At 45.3% G+C, this 16,071-nt stretch carries 11 protein-coding genes; 5 read left to right on the top strand and 6 right to left on the bottom strand.

Going from position 1 to position 16,071, the window contains the following annotated elements; genetic code table 11:
• Positions 1-17: 17 nt before the first annotated feature.
• Genes EOPP23_RS12010 through EOPP23_RS11985 form a run of 6 tightly spaced genes read right to left on the bottom strand, consistent with a single transcriptional unit; the run spans position 18 to position 8,194 of the window.
• Entirely contained in the window at positions 18-596 is a 579-nt protein-coding gene (locus EOPP23_RS12010) for a type IV pilin protein (RefSeq protein ID WP_370514761.1), read from the bottom strand.
• Complete coding sequence (locus tag EOPP23_RS12005) at positions 593-5,623, bottom strand: PilC/PilY family type IV pilus protein (protein ID WP_194842589.1); 5,031 nt, start codon at positions 5,621-5,623, stop codon at positions 593-595. The genes EOPP23_RS12010 and EOPP23_RS12005 overlap by 4 nt, the downstream gene beginning before the upstream one ends.
• Positions 5,624-5,648: 25 nt before the next feature.
• Positions 5,649-6,098, bottom strand: a complete 450-nt coding sequence (locus tag EOPP23_RS12000; RefSeq protein ID WP_194842588.1) for a PilX N-terminal domain-containing pilus assembly protein — start codon at positions 6,096-6,098, stop codon at positions 5,649-5,651.
• On the bottom strand, positions 6,088-7,167 hold the full coding sequence (locus EOPP23_RS11995; protein ID WP_153766638.1) for a PilW family protein: 1,080 nt from the start codon (positions 7,165-7,167) through the stop codon (positions 6,088-6,090). The genes EOPP23_RS12000 and EOPP23_RS11995 overlap by 11 nt, the downstream gene beginning before the upstream one ends.
• Positions 7,164-7,682: a type IV pilus modification protein PilV gene (gene pilV / locus EOPP23_RS11990; RefSeq protein WP_153766233.1), complete on the bottom strand. Its 519-nt coding sequence runs from the start codon at positions 7,680-7,682 to the stop codon at positions 7,164-7,166. Before pilV (EOPP23_RS11990) ends, EOPP23_RS11995 begins: the two co-directional genes overlap by 4 nt.
• A complete protein-coding gene (locus tag EOPP23_RS11985; RefSeq protein WP_153766637.1) occupies positions 7,670-8,194 on the bottom strand; it encodes a GspH/FimT family pseudopilin in 525 nt (174 codons plus the stop codon). The genes pilV (EOPP23_RS11990) and EOPP23_RS11985 overlap by 13 nt, the downstream gene beginning before the upstream one ends.
• 327 nt (positions 8,195-8,521) lie before the next feature.
• Between EOPP23_RS11985 and EOPP23_RS11980 the strand changes: the two genes are divergently transcribed.
• From EOPP23_RS11980 to EOPP23_RS11960, 5 genes are read left to right on the top strand one after another with little or no spacing between them, the layout of a single operon-like run.
• Entirely contained in the window at positions 8,522-9,085 is a 564-nt protein-coding gene (locus EOPP23_RS11980) for a GspH/FimT family pseudopilin (protein ID WP_153766232.1), read from the top strand.
• Between the two features lie 10 nt (positions 9,086-9,095).
• Entirely contained in the window at positions 9,096-9,602 is a 507-nt protein-coding gene (gene pilV, locus EOPP23_RS11975) for a type IV pilus modification protein PilV (RefSeq protein ID WP_153766231.1), read from the top strand.
• On the top strand, positions 9,602-10,711 hold the full coding sequence (locus EOPP23_RS11970) for a PilW family protein (RefSeq protein ID WP_153766230.1): 1,110 nt from the start codon (positions 9,602-9,604) through the stop codon (positions 10,709-10,711). Before pilV (EOPP23_RS11975) ends, EOPP23_RS11970 begins: the two co-directional genes overlap by 1 nt.
• Positions 10,712-10,724: 13 nt before the next feature.
• On the top strand, positions 10,725-11,261 hold the full coding sequence (locus EOPP23_RS11965; protein ID WP_153766229.1) for a PilX N-terminal domain-containing pilus assembly protein: 537 nt from the start codon (positions 10,725-10,727) through the stop codon (positions 11,259-11,261).
• A 35-nt stretch (positions 11,262-11,296) separates the two neighbouring features.
• Entirely contained in the window at positions 11,297-16,057 is a 4,761-nt protein-coding gene (locus EOPP23_RS11960) for a pilus assembly protein (protein ID WP_153766228.1), read from the top strand.
• Positions 16,058-16,071 lie beyond the last annotated feature (14 nt).

Below are 16,071 nucleotides of genomic sequence, written 5' to 3'. Positions count from 1 at the left end.
CTATCCTGTTGGGCAGCTTATATAGTTGTACATTTGCCTTCTTCTATACACACAGTTTCTCCCTGTTGAGGAGATGTTTCAGTAGACGCTTCACCTTTTTCTGTTTTTTTCTCAGTTGTTTTTTCCTTGTTTTTGTCCCAAGCATTGAACAGAGAACCTGTACCGCCTCTAACTCCTACATTATTTAAAGATACAGTGTCCTTCACTGGTATATTTTTTTGTCCTGTTGCAGTAGCTGTAAGGTTGTATGTCGAAGCAGTTGCTGTAATCGTCAGATCAAAGTTTGCAGTGCCTGATTCAGGACTTTGAACTGAATAAATCAATGGTGCTCCTGAACCATCGCCGTCAGGATCATTGAATGATCCCAGGTAGCTCCCGGTTTGAGCTCGATGGCGTTCCATGGCATTAGCCAACCCCAGTAGTGATGCCTGGGCATCACTGACGGCCGAGCGAACAATATAGTTCTGGTAGCTGGGAAGTGCTACAGCAGCCAGAATGCCGATGATTACAACTACCATCATCACTTCAATCAAAGTAAAGCCACTTGTCTTCGCTGTGTTGTTGGTACTCAATATGAGTCCTTTCCTGTAAATCACTTTATCTGTTTCCAGTAAGTTGAGCCTTCAACGCATATATCAGGCAAATCATCTGTTTGAGTGCCTCGAACAATCAATACACCGTTACTGTTTGCACCGCATTTAGTGTTTTCCTGTGCTGGAGGCGTTGGTGTTCCTGGCGGATCGGTAGGCGTACCCTCCGAAGGTGGTGTAGTGTTGTCCTTTGGCAAAATCAAGAACACTGAATTACCTACAATACCGTTACTTTTTATTTCTTCCCGTTCACTGAATGCCCCATCGAGGCTGACTTCCCAGCCGTAAGCCTGACCGGCCACTGCGGAGCAGCTATTGGTATTTATGGCTGTGGGAACATAGGTATTGAAATAAATCTGCCCTCCAAAAATAGCCGGATCACTCATGATTTTCTCTTTTGAATTCATGTTGATATACCAGCCATGGTTGTTGCTTCCACCCACAGAATCGTATTGGTTCTCAAAGTACTCCTGATCGTTTGTTGGTGTCAGGTTGGACAGTGATAGAGACTCGCTGCCAGAGCTGTACGTGCTCTTAATTGTGCTGAAGTTTGGAATGCTCTGGCTATCTCGGTACGAATTATTGTTGGCGTCAAGTCCGTTTGCTGTAGGGTTACCGGAACTGCCAGCAATCAACAGGTAAAAGCGATCTTTTAAAGTTGGGTTAAGTGAGCCCAGTGGGTCAGGTCGGGTTCCTGTTCCTACACTGACGGTCAGTTTTCTACGACCATTTATAGCTATTTTAGTGACATCTGGTCGTGTATAAAACTTGCGGGCATTTTCTTGTTTCAATGAATCCGGCATGTTGCTGGTATAGCCCAGAGATGCAATAACACCGTCGTCACTGTCAGAAACACCGTTATTATCACCATCTGCAGCCCAGACAAGATCACTTACATCATTCAGGGATGGGGCTGCACATGAAGCTGCACCGTCACTATCTGCGGCAATACAGTTGTTAATGTACAGGCGCCAAACCTGTCCGCCAGTATCTGCAAAGAATAACTGATCAGCAATACCATCACCTTCAGCGTCCCATACCGTGACACCACCGGGAATACTATATTTCATTTTATTCAGAGTCAGAGAGTGGTTCCCGGTATTTGGACCACTGGCAGACCAGATTAATGAGCCGGTTTTTGCGTCGACTATGTAGATGGCATTACCCATTGTATCTTCAGAGTAAAGTGCCAGGGAGTCCTGATTAGTGTCGTAGCCTCCAGTAAAGATAAGAACATCTTTAACGTCTGCTCCTACCTGAATCCTGGCTTTCTCCGGACGAGACCAGGTTTGCCCCAGTTGTTGGAAAGGAGCTGTGCCACCGTTGATGTACCAGAGCATTTTCGGGTTTGCGGTATTGGTTACATCAAGGGCATAGTAATTGCGGCCACCACGACGCATGCCAATATAGGCATAGACAAACTCATCCTGATCATTAAACGAGTTCACTGAGTCAGATGGAAGTCCATCGGTTGTATCACCATCACCATTGGAATCAAGAGTGTCTGCACCTCCATAAATAACACCGTTATAGTTAGCGTCGTTGGTCCAAAGTACTACATGACCATCCAGCCCGTACGGACGGCCATTCCCCAGGGTTCGGTCTGTAGCCCTATTGCCCTGCCATTCTTTGGCTTTTGGAAGCAATTCTTGTGGCATGAATGCAAATAACTCTTTGCCGGATTTGGCATCAACTGCGTGGAAAACTCCGTCGTTTGTGCCTAGGAAAAGAGTTAAAACCTGATCTTTCTCATCGCACTGATAAGGGGTTTCAGGGTCATAGATGCCATTACATTTATAGTTCGCTAGAACAGGGGTTGAATGTAAAGGGTCGCCAATGCCCTTACTGCGATCTCTGATCCAGTTAATAATGGCTGTTCTTTCGCTATCTTGAGAGCTGCCTAATCCTAACAGTTGTTTAGTGATCGAGGAGTTATTGGTAGAAATAGCATTACTGGAACCGGTAATGGACTGTGCAGTGCCTGCGGGCGAGCTGCCAAAGAAAGTGTAAATTTTTCTGTTTTCTGTGGTCGTGGCAAGTACATCGTTCATGCCGCCAGTACTCACACTACTGCCATCTGCAGAGGTACTCCAGAAACTGAGAGGCTTGTCTTCTTCTGTATTTTTGAAAAAACCGGTTTCGGAGTCAATCGCTTCCAGTGGAGGCCGGCTACTGTCATAAATAGAGGTTTTCGGACTGGTCAGTACCTGATATTTTTTCAGGTTACCGTCCCATCGATCGGTCTTTGATGGTTTGAAAATACTGTAATAAACTTTATTCAGATGCTCGGATCGGTTAAACGAGTTTACCGCTACACCTGGTGCAGCAAAGGTGCTTTCATTGTCAATGATATCGCTGATGATTTGATTGAATGCTTTGGATAGCTGTTGTGCGTCTTTGGCCAGATAAAACTTACCATCACCTTCGTTTGCCAGAGCAGCCATAAAGTTTGTAGCTCGGCTACCTTCACTGGTGGCAAAAGCAATAGTGTGGGTTTGAACAGTATTGTCTCTGTTTACCGACGAGCTCAAGTCTGTATTGGTTAACCAGTTGGCAATATCTCTGCCACAATATTCTCCGCCGTAATAGCCGGAGCTACAGTCTTTTTCGATTAGCTCTTCTATTTTATCATGAACACGCCAGTCATTATTACTGTTTGCTTCACCATCCGTAAGTACTACCAGGTGATTAGATTGGCAGGCATTATTTATAGGGCTGCTTTTTCCATCAAAGCTATCCTTAAAATATTTGGCAGCATTGTACATTCTGGGAACAATGGGTGTACCACCACCATCATCTATTTTATTCACCAGTGAAACCAGATGGTCTTTGACCGTGTAAGCCGCAGAGCTATCAATATCTCCTGATGCAACTCTCACAACCAGTCGTGGTGAAAAAGTGGGGTTGCCTTCATAGCTGTATGCATATCTTTCTTTAAAGACTGCAAAGCGGCTGTTAATCATCAAAGTAAGGCCGTTACCGGCTTGCCAGTCGTCCTGATCAACAATGTCTTTCAGCAGGTCTTTTATTTGAGGTGAACGATATACTTTATCCTTTCTCCAGGGCTCTCCCACTGACCAGTCTTTATAGATATTAGAAAGAATGCTTCGTCTATTCGAAATATTATTAGTTTGATTCTTCAGGGGGACTGAGTTGCTGGTCTTTTCAGCCCTTATTCTCAGGGTCAGCGTGTCATCCTCTGAGTCTCTTGATGCAGTCAGTTCAATCCATGCATCCTGAATTACAGCGCCTTTTTTAATGGGGAAATGGTCATAATGGAAAGCAGCAAAAGTCTCAGTACCTGTATTGTTACTGCTTCTGAATTTGATTTCATCGGAGTTTAAATAAAGGCTTCCACCATACTTATTCTCGTAACCATCATAATCTGCCTGAGAAATTCGAGTATTCAGTATTTCATTAATGCAGCCAGAAGGGTTCGGTGTGTACTCAATAACAAGCCTTGGTCTGTTAACCGGATTGCCATCAAAGCTGTAAGCTACTCGCTTGCCTGCACCGGATTCTTTTTCTAAAAAAAGAGTTCCACTGTCGTTACCACACCAATCGGTATGACTTACGAGGTTTTCAATCAATGCCTTAACATCGGTTTCATAGCGATTTGGTGGCTCATCACCCGACGGGCTTTCTATCCACGTTTCAGGAGTCCAGGATACGCTTCCTAACTCATCGTGGGTTCTGGAGCTTATATTACTATCATCAATACTGAATGGAGCATCATTCAGGTCAGTTGGGTCATCCCTGTCCGAAGGAGTACCGGCTGTTACTTTCAGTGTCACTGGTGAGCTATCAGATTCAGCAGCAGTGAAAATTAACTTGGCACTGACAATAGAAGAATCTTTGGGAATACCAATATTTTGAAATCGAAGGCCTGTAATGAAATCACCGGCTTCTAATTCTGGAGTTGTGTATTTGATGAAGATCTTTGCAGCTTTTCTGTTATCGCTTGAGCTATTGCTGTTCAGAAACTGAAATACTCTACGCAGACCCGATTTGTTAGCTGAACGGCCAGATTCGGGCATCCAGAGAAGCAGTGCCAAATTATTCAGTTTGTCACCAGAACCCCAGGGAATATTCGGGTTATCTAGAATACTTTGAATTGTACTGCTTATATCCGGTGACTGATATTTATAGCCTACTTTCCAAAAAACTTGGTCATGTGGTGAGACGTTTTGAAGTATACGCCAATGAGTACTCGCACCTTCAGTACTGATTCGGTTAGAAAGATTTTCATGGCTGCTAAAAGGAAGAGGGTTCATACTCTGTTGACCGTAAATCACCATGTTAAATGTACGGTTATCACGTGTGGCAGAAGTGAATTCAATATAGGCTTCTTGAATTTCGGCATCTTTTGGCAAATCAAGGTTTCGAAAGTACAGTCCGCTAGTCGATGGTCTGCCAGAATGGCCAGTAAGAGCCATACTGTTGTTTATATCAGGTCCAAATGGCGATTTGTTGTCCACAGTACGATCAATTCTTCGCTCGATTATTTCAAACTGACCCGCAGCAGAATTTAATGATTGAATGCTGCTTAGTGAGCGAAGGGAGTTGGTAGAGGCATTCCGGCCTCCCATAATTAGCTTATCTGAAGCAGTTGATACACTGTTTTTAGTGAGAAACTCATAGGCATCATCAGATGACTCCAGTATTTCCGGAACACCACTTTTAACAATGGTTGTGCCTTCACCATAAGGTTGATCAACATCTGTAACTGGATAAGTAAGCTCACTGCTCTCACTTCCTCGTCTCCAGAGTTTCATTATGCCGGCATTGATATTGGAAGAGTTCGACATGATATCGTCGAAGGATTCCTGCATAACTTTTAATCGGGATTTACCATCCTGGAGCCCATACCCCATAGACCCCGAGTTATCTAACAGAAACAAAACATTGGGCTTGGTATCAGCATCATAGTTAGGGTTGCTGAGATAAATAGCCGTGTCGTCGGCACTGGATATTGTGCTGGCTGTGAGTAGTGCACTGGTAGCCAGAGTTGTAAGTATTTTGTTTAACTTCATGTTGCTCATTGTTTTTAACAGCTGACTACAGTGATGGTCGAATAAAGCCTTCTTCGAGTTCGGAGCTGATGTTCATGTCATCAAGCGTCGATGTCGCTTCAGTTCTGTACACATAAATAGGGATGCCGGAATTGCTGCCAAACCCCGGCAGTAACCCCAGTCGTCTGGTATTGGTGCGGGTGGTGATCTGCCGCCCAGAAATATTTGGATCTGTTATTTCAGGTGGCGGGCCATAACCATTAGGCTGGCTGGCAAGGGCGGAAGCCAGAGGGTTGCTTTCTACGTCTCGTCTGATACTGGCCAGGGCGCTATCAGCGGCTTGAAATGTCGAGTTTTTTGCCTGGTAGTTCAGTGAGATTCTTTGTCCGGTCGTAGAAAGGCGAGTGCTGCCAATAGCAACAATAGTGACCAGCAATAAAATGATCAGGGATATAAACAGAATCGCGCCATCCTGACGTTGTCGTTTAATTAACAAGTTCAACTCCATTACGCAACTGAATAGTACTGGTAAATACCCGTCTTAAAAAACGATCGTTTGTCTGAAGAATGGCATCACCAGCGCTCAGGTTATATATAGGAAATCTTTGTGCAGTCGCTTGAGAGAACACTGAAAAAGGTGAGGCTACAACCAGGCTGATTTTGACATGGGTGACATTACACTGATCGTTGTCAATTTGATTATCTGTGCAGCTTTCACGGTAGAGCGTTTTACCATCAGCGTCGCTGATACCCAGTAATACCTGAAGGTTCTCAACACCCCGTACCATTTCTACTCCGTTTCTTAATAGAGCGGGATTGACTGCACGAATGCTGTATACACTTCCATTGACGGAACTGATTTCATGCAGAATAGGGCAGTTAGGTAGTGAACTTTGATCGGTGGGAAAGTTACAATTTTCTGGAATGCCAAAGTCTTTCAGGCTTATCTCGACATCACTCTCACCAACAGGTGTCATACGATCAGTAGAATCAGCTGCATTGTCTGTACATTTCATTTTGTCTTTTGGCTTGAAAATGACATGCTTCTCTCCATCGCTTACCAAAAATACGGAGCCGTCGTTGTAACAGATTTTTCTATCGAGAGTGATCTGTTTCGAACCGGCATTGGCTGAGTCATAAAAGCTGACAACCCTCACTACACCGCTGCCAGACGTTATATCATCACCGTCCAGATCTTCGGCAAGGTCTAATGGCTTGTTGGTTTCGAAGGCTCTCAATACATTAAGCGAATCTGGTTGTGTGCCTGAGTTTGCAGTATTTCTCACAGCCACCTGATTAAGGTTTATTAAAGAGCCTTCAATAGGGTCGACAAACCCCGGAAAGTCTCCGCGATAACCAGCCATGCGAATATCCCGTTTTATAATTTCCATGGCACTTCTGGCACTGTCCTGAACTTCAGCCAGAGCAGTTTCAGTAGAACTGCTGGCCACACTGTCAGCAAACATTTTGGTGACACCCAGCATTAATACAGCACTTAACACCAGAGCAATCATCAACTCGACCAGTGCGAGGCCTTTCTGGCTTTTGAGTGAAATCTTCTTCATAAGGTAAAAGTCAGGTTGTAATTCTTTTGAATTTCATTCTGTTGGGCTGAGTCCGAGACTTGCCAGCGGATATTTAAGTTGAATTCATTGTCATCTTGAATAAGAACTGCTGTACTTTCCGGAAGTGTCGGTTGCCAGTTGTTGCCATCGTTACCTATGCCGGTAACATCAATAATATTATCCAGCCATTCACGTATATCTTGTTCTGCAAGTTCTGTAGAAGTACAACCTGCGAGAATACATGCGGGTGATGTGGGAGCACTGTCCTGTTCGTTGTTAGTCGTCTTTATCACTCGATCATAATCCCCATTTAACGCCCCATCTCTGTTTCTTCTTATTCTTTCTGCAAGATCGTATGCCAGCATTGTGGCCTGACTGCGCTGAAGAGCCCCTGTTGAAGATTGCATGCTGAGAACCTGAAGCCCTGCCATGCCCAGCAGTCCAATAGAAAGAATTAATACTGCAACCATGACCTCAATAAGAGTGAAGCCTTTCTGTTTCTTCAGGATGGGCATGCTGTTGCCTCCAGTAATTGAACCTGTCCGCTTCTGTTAAACAGAAATCTTCGAGCTTCCGGCTGTCCGCGCTCGTCGCATAGGCTCAGGTCAGAGCCACCTGAATTATTAAGCATGCCATTTTCATCAAATATGATTGAACCTCCGCCTGATATAGCGCTCCCATTCAAACCTTCAAATACCTGCAGAACATTTATCTCATCATCACCGGATGAGTTTGTTGTCACGACTGTATCGCGGATAATAAAACCCGTAGACCAGTCAGGCTGGTTACATGTTTGCTGGTCATTTGAACCGCAAACCATCGTGGACAAATTTCTGGACGCAGCCTCGCTTCTTGCGAACTGAAATGCCGCCAGAAAGGTGTTGCTTTGCGATGTCATACGACTATTAAGGATGGAGTTCTGAAACCCGGGATAAGCAATACTCGACAAAATTGCCAGAATGGCTACTGTCACCATCAGCTCCACCAGCGTAAAGCCTTGCGATATTTTCTTTCTATGTACATCCATGGTGTAAGACTGATTTCACATGTTTAAGTCAGGGCAGAATTTTTCATGCGTAGTGAATCATGGAGTCGGATCAAATGGGATGATGATCAGATAACTGGTCATTCCTTCACGATAAAGTGCAGTTGTACGATTCATCAGGCAGAGATATCAGTTGAATACCGGGTCATATTTCAGGAGTCAGTAATTTTCCAGTAGCCACTTATCTTCGGCACTCTCTTACTATCAGTCATTGCAGCTGTCTTCTGGCATAGCAAAACAGCAGAACTAGAGTCGATTAATGGAGCGATTAAAAAAGATGCTTCGATTTCTGTTTCTGTAGGTGAGTTTATGAGTGGTTACTCCATAAATAAGATAAAGAAAAATAGATTCCAGTCTGGTCTGACGTTGCCGGAACTCATGATTACTCTCACTGTTATGGCCATCCTCGTATCACTTTCAGCACCTTCCGTCCGAAGCCTGATATCTGATCGACAGGTCGCCAGTGTGGCGCGGGTCTTACACACCAGTTTGATGATGGCGCGTAGTGAAGCCGTTAAACGATCAGCAACCGTTTCTCTCTGCAAATCTGATAATGGTTCCAGTTGTGATGATGATCTTGCTGACTGGAGCAAAGGGTGGCTGATATTTGCTGATGAAAACGCCAACGGTGAATTTGATAGTGCTGATGACAAAATGATCAGGGTCTATGCCGAGCAGGATGAACTGGATCAGCTGGACTGGAATAAAGGGGACAATTTGAGCTTCGACAGTCGGGGTAGGTTGAACGTAATAAATGGTACTTTCAGCGTCTGTAAAAATCTCGCTACTGAATTTGAGCAGCGAGACGTAGTTTTAATAGGTTCGGGTCGTGCACGAATTCTTGAGGTGACCGGTGACGGTCAGTGCAGTTAAGGATAACTATATGACAGGCTGCAAACTGAAAAAACGCAGGGGCAAGCAAGGTGGAGTGGGTCTTCTGGAAGTGCTTGTAACTCTGGTTGTAGTCTCTGTCGGTGCTCTTGGTATGGTTGGGTTACAAAGCAAAAGTATTCAACATAACCAGACATCTTATCTAAGGTCACAAGCAGCCTTTCTTGCTAACGATATGATGGAACGGATTCGTTCAAATAGAAAACATGCATCTACAAGTACCGAGTATTCTGTACTGATAAACGAGCATGAGGCGACCGCTTGTGATAACGATCAATACCCTGATCAGTGTGAAACGGGAGCCTGTACTCGCAGTGAACTGGCTGAATACGATATTAAACAGTGGAAGTTTAATTTGGGTTGCCAACTGCCAGAGGGTCAGGGAAGTATATTAGAAACGACCGAAAGCACCGGCAAAGTGTTTGCAATCACCATTCAGTTCAATGACTCGAGAGGGCGAAAGAATAATCGCACAGTCAGCCTGCGAGGTTCTTTGTAATGCATTTGTCACGGATGGGGCAAGTGGGACTGTCGCTGGTTGAGATGATGGTGGCTGTTGTTTTGGGGCTGGTTCTTATAGCGGGGGTTGGTCATTTGTTTCTAGGTGCGAATAAATCCCTTCTTGCTCGAAATGAACTGGCCATGATGCAAGAAAATGCTCGCTATGCCCTTGATGCAATTGCTCAGGATATCAGGGTTTCAGGGCAAACAGGCTGCCCTTCCGATATCAAGCTTGCTAACGCAGTTTATTCAACGAAAGACGACCGTCAGTGGATGATTCAGTTTGATAAAGGTATCTCCGGAATACCGCAGACAGATAAAAAATATGTTGATACGGATGCTAAATCAGAAGCCATTGTCATTCACCAGATTGCTCTTGACCAATGGGAAACCGTCACTTCACATAACCTATCGGGTAATGAATTGACTGTTTCAGCCACTGATGATGAAAGATACAGAACAGGTAAGCTGGTTGCTGCAGTTGCACCTGATTGCACTCAGATTTCATTGTTTCGATCGGGTGCTACTTCTACGGGTAATAAGGTCTCCCATGAAACAACGGTTACCGATAACTTATATAACCGAACCAACAAGCTGGGTGGGCAATATACTGCCACTGACCTCCCGAGTTTGAGTAATGCTGTTGAGCAGAGTCTTCGTGGTTACCAGATCTATCCCGTGACATCCGTGGCCTACTATGTGCGAAATACGACGTATAAAATCGAAGATCATCAGGGAGATGATCAGGATATAGAAGTGGGCATTCCCACCCTCTATCGCCGCCCGGTGGGAGAAGCGACTAACGGGTATCGACTCAGCACGGAACAACTGGTTGAGGGTGTCGAGAATCTGGTCGTTCATTATGGTGTCGACAGTAATGATGACGGGGTTGCTGATCAGTACCAGAGATCTTCGTCAATTACATTAGGTAGCGCTGACTGGAAGCAAGTCATCAGCGTTCGGTTGGAACTACTGATGAGGAGTCTTGAGCCGGTTGCTGATAAACCTCAGTCCTATTTCTTTAATGGCAGTAGGACAAACCCCACCGATAAATATCTGCGACAGAATGTCGTGATGACGGTGGAACTACGAAATCGCTCCAGGTAATGGGAGTTATGTAATGAAGGAACAGGGAAGTGTTCTTTTGGTCAGTCTGGTGCTGTTGATGGTGCTGACTATTGCAGGTGTAAGCTCTATTCGATTATCCGGTCTGCAGGAGAAAATGACTGCAAGCTATCACCATGAACAGCTGGATTTTCGCGTGGCAGAAGTGGGCATACTGGAAGCAGAGAACTTTGTTACTGACACTTTTATTTCTGCAGGATCATTTTCTTCTGACTGCACTAATGGTCTCTGCTTTAGTGGCTCTGGTGCTGCGGATCCAGGCGTATGTATTCCAGGTAGTAGCAAGCCATGGGAAAGTGAGGCCGTCTGGAATAATGCCCGTTCGGCCAGTATTACACTGACAGGACACCCTTCCGTTGCCAAATATATTGTTGAACTTCGCTGTTACCTGCCCAGAGAAATTGATGGGCCTGATCCTGACCCGTTAAATCTTGCTGACTGGGCGACCTATTATCGTATCACTGTGCTGGCGGCTGGGGTTGGTAACAGATCCAGAGTCATGCTCCAGACGACGTATAAAAAGAACTTATAAAAGAATGCTGAAATCATAGGTTCAGGGAGGAAACTATGAACGACTGGAAATGGTTATCAACAAGTCTGACTTCTTTGATCTTTATTGCAGGGCAAGCCTTCTCAGCACCAAGTTCACAGCTCTATTCTGCGGTACCTCCTTTGCTGAACAAAAGCACAGAACCGCTGGTTATGCTGGTGATGTCGGTCGATCACGAGCTGTTCAAAAAAGCTTATCCGGATTATTCCGACCTCGATGGTGATGGGGTACTGGATACAACCTACAAGGACAATTTTGACTATCTGGGTTATTTCGAGACTAACTGGTGTTATCAGTACAGCAGTTCTTTAGGCAGGTTTACTCCGGTTCAGCAATCTACAGGAGAGAATGATCACTATTGTGAAAGCAGTAATGCTCCATGGAGTGGTAACTTTCTTAACTGGGGGAGCATGAGTCGTATAGATGTTCTGCGAAGGGTTTTGTTCGGCGGTAAGCGCTCAACAGATTCATCGAGTAAAACTGTGCTTGAACGAGCCTATCTTGCCCGTGATATTCATGCTTTTGTGAAGGTATATCAGGGTAGTGATATCAATAAGCTAACCCCCTACAGTTCTGCCGCAAGTCTTTGTAATCTGGCGACATCAGAAAATGGTGCTCCTATAATGAGGGTGGCTTCCGGCAGCTGGAATCGGTGGGCGTCCACCGAAGTGAAGCAGTGCCAGTGGGGAGCAAGTAATAGTCCGGGTTTACCCTTAAAGTTGGCTGAAATGACGGTCCGGGTAGAATCCTGCGTTACAAATAAAGATGCAGAGTCTTCATCACGCTGTCGTCAGTATCCTGATCAGAATAATAAACCGGTTGGACTGCTCCAGAACTACGGAGAGGATGGAAGAATTCGTTTCGGTCTGATCAGTGGCAGTTATGATAAAAACATCTCTGGCGGTGTTCTGCGCAAGAATATTAGCAAAATAGCGGGTAACTCGCTGGGTCAGGATGATGAAGTTGTATTAAGTAGTGGCATATTCAATAGCTCTGTGAAAGGCATCATTAATCAGATAAATACGTTCAGACTGGCTAAATACAGTTACAACCAGAATAAATACACAGACTGCAGCTCTTACGGTATTTCAGTCAGCACGTTTAAGAGCAGTCGCTCAACCTATTCCGATAGACATTGCAGTAACTGGGGGAACCCGCTGGCTGAAATGTATCTTGAAGCGCTTCGTTATTTTGCAGGCCAGTCTTCTCCTACAAGCACTTTTAATACCAGCAGTGACACCAGTTTTGTCAGTGGCCTTTCCACTGAAAGCTGGGTTTCACCTCTGACCGCAGCTAATGCTTGTGCTAATTGTTCAATCATTCTGCTCTCCAGTGGTTTGAATTCTTTTGATGCGGATGAATTAGGTAATAGCAGCGGTATTCCAGGGTTAGAGCAGTCTGGCAGTATAAACAGTAAAACGGATGAAGTGGGTGAGCTGGAATACAATAATCAGTTTTCAGGTCAGTATCTTGTTGGAGGAACTGGATCCACCAGACAGTGCACAGCTAAGCATCTCAATGGACTGTCTGAAGCCAGAGGGCTTTGCCCTGAACTTCCTCAGTTGGAAGGCAGTTATCAACTGGCTGGTTTAAGCTGGCATGCCAATAAAACAGATCTGATCACCCGTCTTGATGGCAAACAAAAGGTAAAAACCTATGCGATTCAGCTTGCCGAGAGTATGCCCAGCTTTACTCTGGATGCTGATGGTAACCAGTTAACGTTCCAGCCGGTTTGTCATACCAGTAATAATTTTGGTTCAGGAACCAACTTCTCTGGCAGTGGTAGTGACTGCACACTGACGGATGTTGTTATTGAAAACATGGTATTGAACGACCACGGGCATGTTCTGGAAGGGCAGCTGTTGTTTACCTGGGAAGATTCATTATGGGGTAATGACTACGACTATGACGCTTCATCAAGAATTTCATTTTGTGTCGGTAATCAATGTGAAGTGACAAGCAGCGACCTGCGGATTGCCAGCCTTGCAGAGGATCAGATCAGAATAGGGGTTCAGGTTGACGGTGTTTTTGCTGGTTTGAACCTGAGATTCAGTTACACGGTAACAGGCAGTAATGATGATGGTCTGAAGAGTGACTTTGTCTACAAGGGGCAAAGCCATTATGAAGTGAATACGTTCACGGCTAACGGTAATGCCGCAGGTGTGCTCAAAAAGCCACTCTGGTTTGCCGCTAAATACGGCGGTTTTGTCGATCTGGATGGTGATGGTACACCAAAATACAGTATCAACGGCCAGCTTCAGCAAGGGGATGATCGTGAGTGGGACAGTCGAAATAATGAGACGGGCGCAATAGGTTCGGACGGCCTTCCTGATAATTACTATTTTGCCAAGAATCCGGCCATGCTTGAGGTGCAGCTTGGGCAGGTTTTCCGTGACATTGCCAGTCGAATATCTTCTGCAACTAACGCGGCTTTGTTCTCAAACAGTCAGTCTGGCACAGGGGTTTTGTATCAGGCATTGTTTCAGCCATCACTGGAACTCAATGGCCGTAAAGTGACATGGGGAGGTATTCTCCATGCGCTCTTTGTTGATGATAAGGGATTGCTCAGAGAGGACTCTAACGGTGATGCCGCACTGGGTGATTATGATACTGACAAGATTGTGGAATTAATCTTTGACCCCAACTCCAGTCAGACACAACTTCAGAGATATTCAACAACGGACGAAGGACTGAATCGAACACCTGAAGGTTCGTTACAACCTTTGAATCAGTTAAAACCTATCTGGGATGCCCGTGAGCGATTATCTGATGTGCCAGATGTTGTGACCCAGCGCAATTACAGTACTTCAGCCTCTGCGGGGCGGCATATCTTTACCTGGCTGGATGATAACGACAACGGGCAGGTAGATACAGCTGAGACACAGACCTTTACACCAGCAACATTTACAGGTTCTGAAGGCTACCTGGGTGTCAGTTCAACAGATGTTGAGCCTTTAGTGAATTATGTTCGCGGTGTTGAGTCCGATGGTTCAAGGTCCCGAACCATCGATTTTGATGGTGATGGACAGCTGGATACCTGGCGCTTGGGGGACATTGTTCATTCCACGCCGCATCTGGTATCAAAACCCTCCAGCAGATTTGATGTACTTCATCAAGATTCTTCCTATACAGCCTTTCTTCAGAAATATCAGAATCGTAGGCATGTTCTTTATGTGGGAGCCAATGATGGTTTGATTCATGCCTTTAATGGTGGCTTCTGGAATGAAAGCAATCACAGTTACACAACCTCGGGTGAAAATAATGAAATTGCCCATCCATTAGGTACAGAGCTTTGGGCTTATGCGCCAATGAATCTGTTACCCCATCTGCAATGGTTGAAAGAAGAAGATTATCCCCATGTTTATTACATGGACGGTGAACCGGCGACCTTCGACGTCAATATATTTAGTGCCGATGCGGATCACCCGGGAGGCTGGGGAACTATTCTGGTCATAGGAATGCGCCTTGGCGGTGGCAGTATCGATGTAACCGTCAACAGCCAAACCAGAACTATGCGATCAGCCTACGTGGTGCTTGATGTTACTAACCCGGAGAAAGCACCTAAACTGTTAGCTGAGATAACACACTCGCAACTGGGCTTTACGACATCAAGACCTGCTCTTGTTAAACGTCGAGTACCTGCTGTAGAGAATGGGCAAGTTAGCTGGAGTTCGACACCTGACAGCAATGACTGGTATCTGGTATTCGGCTCAGGGCCAGTAGGCAGTGGCGAACCGGGAATAAGAACTGCCCTGGACACAGGCTTCAGTGATCAGACCATGAAACTGTTTGTTTACGATCTCAATAGCAGAGATTTCGTAACAGATGCAGCACCTATGGATTCACAAATCAGCCTGGCTTATGCCGGTGATATGACCAGCACCGATTGGAACAGTGATTATATTGATGATGCCGTTTATTTTGGTGCGGTTGAAACAGGTGGTTCAAACCTTTCCGGCAAATTGCTAAGACTGAATATTGGTTTCAATAGTTCAGGTATCCAGCTTCCGAATGTTCAAAGTACATTGTTGGATACGGGGCGACCTGTAACAGCTGCCCCACTGATACTTAAAGATAATGACGACCGTTGGTTGTATGTGGGAACAGGTAGGCTACTGACTTATGCTGATAACAGAACCAATCAGGTACAGTACTTCTATGGTATGAAGGAGTCTTCTGCATTGGACGTTCAGCTGGGCACGGGTGGGGGATTGATCGATACTAGCCTGGTTAACGTTTACAGCAATGGTTCGATCAATAAACGTAATAGTATCAGTACCGAAGCATTCACCATTGATGGTTCTGCTGTACAGGACTTTGACAGCCTTAAGTCGGTGATGAGAACCAAACCTGGTTGGAAAATAGCACTCTCCGGTAATGGTAGCGTTCCGTCTGGACGAAATATAACCTCAGCGTCCCGACTTTTTTCTTCTATCCTGTTTACTGAATATCAGCCACCCAGTGACAGCTGTCGTGTTGACGGTAACAGTTATCTGACTGCGGTGCACTTTCAAACAGGTACTGCTCTGCCAACGGGTTTGCTGGGCTATCAGGACCTTGGGGAAGACGTTGATCACGATTTGGCAGTAAGAGCTGTAGGGCTTGGACTTGGTTATGCGTCTGCTCCGGTTATTCATCATGGTAAAGGTAACAATAGAACGGCGGTGACTCAGGGAGCGGGCGGTAGTATCAGCAGTCAGTTTTTGAATTATCAGTTTCAGTCTTCAGGGCGTATGAGCTGGAGGCAGATATTTGGCATTCCCTGGCTTGGAAATTAGGGGGCGCTCTCAAT

The organism is Endozoicomonas sp. OPT23 (assembly GCF_009653635.1).
Lineage (GTDB): Bacteria > Pseudomonadota > Gammaproteobacteria > Pseudomonadales > Endozoicomonadaceae > Endozoicomonas_A.
The sequence above is the reverse complement of the archived record's forward strand: the minus strand, read 5'-3'. Positions and strand labels throughout refer to the sequence as shown.

Bases quoted from the DNA above. Each gene is read 5' to 3' on its own strand.
- EOPP23_RS12005 (WP_194842589.1), bottom strand. From the start codon at position 5,623: ATGAAGTTAAACAAAATACTTACAACTCTGGCTACCAGTGCACTACTC.
- EOPP23_RS11995 (WP_153766638.1), bottom strand. From the start codon at position 7,167: ATGAAGAAGATTTCACTCAAAAGCCAGAAAGGCCTCGCACTGGTCGAG.
- pilV (WP_153766233.1), bottom strand. From the start codon at position 7,682: ATGCCCATCCTGAAGAAACAGAAAGGCTTCACTCTTATTGAGGTCATG.
- EOPP23_RS11985 (WP_153766637.1), bottom strand. From the start codon at position 8,194: ATGGATGTACATAGAAAGAAAATATCGCAAGGCTTTACGCTGGTGGAG.
- EOPP23_RS11980 (WP_153766232.1), top strand. From the start codon at position 8,522: ATGAGTGGTTACTCCATAAATAAGATAAAGAAAAATAGATTCCAGTCT.
- pilV (WP_153766231.1), top strand. From the start codon at position 9,096: ATGACAGGCTGCAAACTGAAAAAACGCAGGGGCAAGCAAGGTGGAGTG.
- EOPP23_RS11970 (WP_153766230.1), top strand. From the start codon at position 9,602: ATGCATTTGTCACGGATGGGGCAAGTGGGACTGTCGCTGGTTGAGATG.
- EOPP23_RS11965 (WP_153766229.1), top strand. From the start codon at position 10,725: ATGAAGGAACAGGGAAGTGTTCTTTTGGTCAGTCTGGTGCTGTTGATG.
- EOPP23_RS11960 (WP_153766228.1), top strand. From the start codon at position 11,297: ATGAACGACTGGAAATGGTTATCAACAAGTCTGACTTCTTTGATCTTT.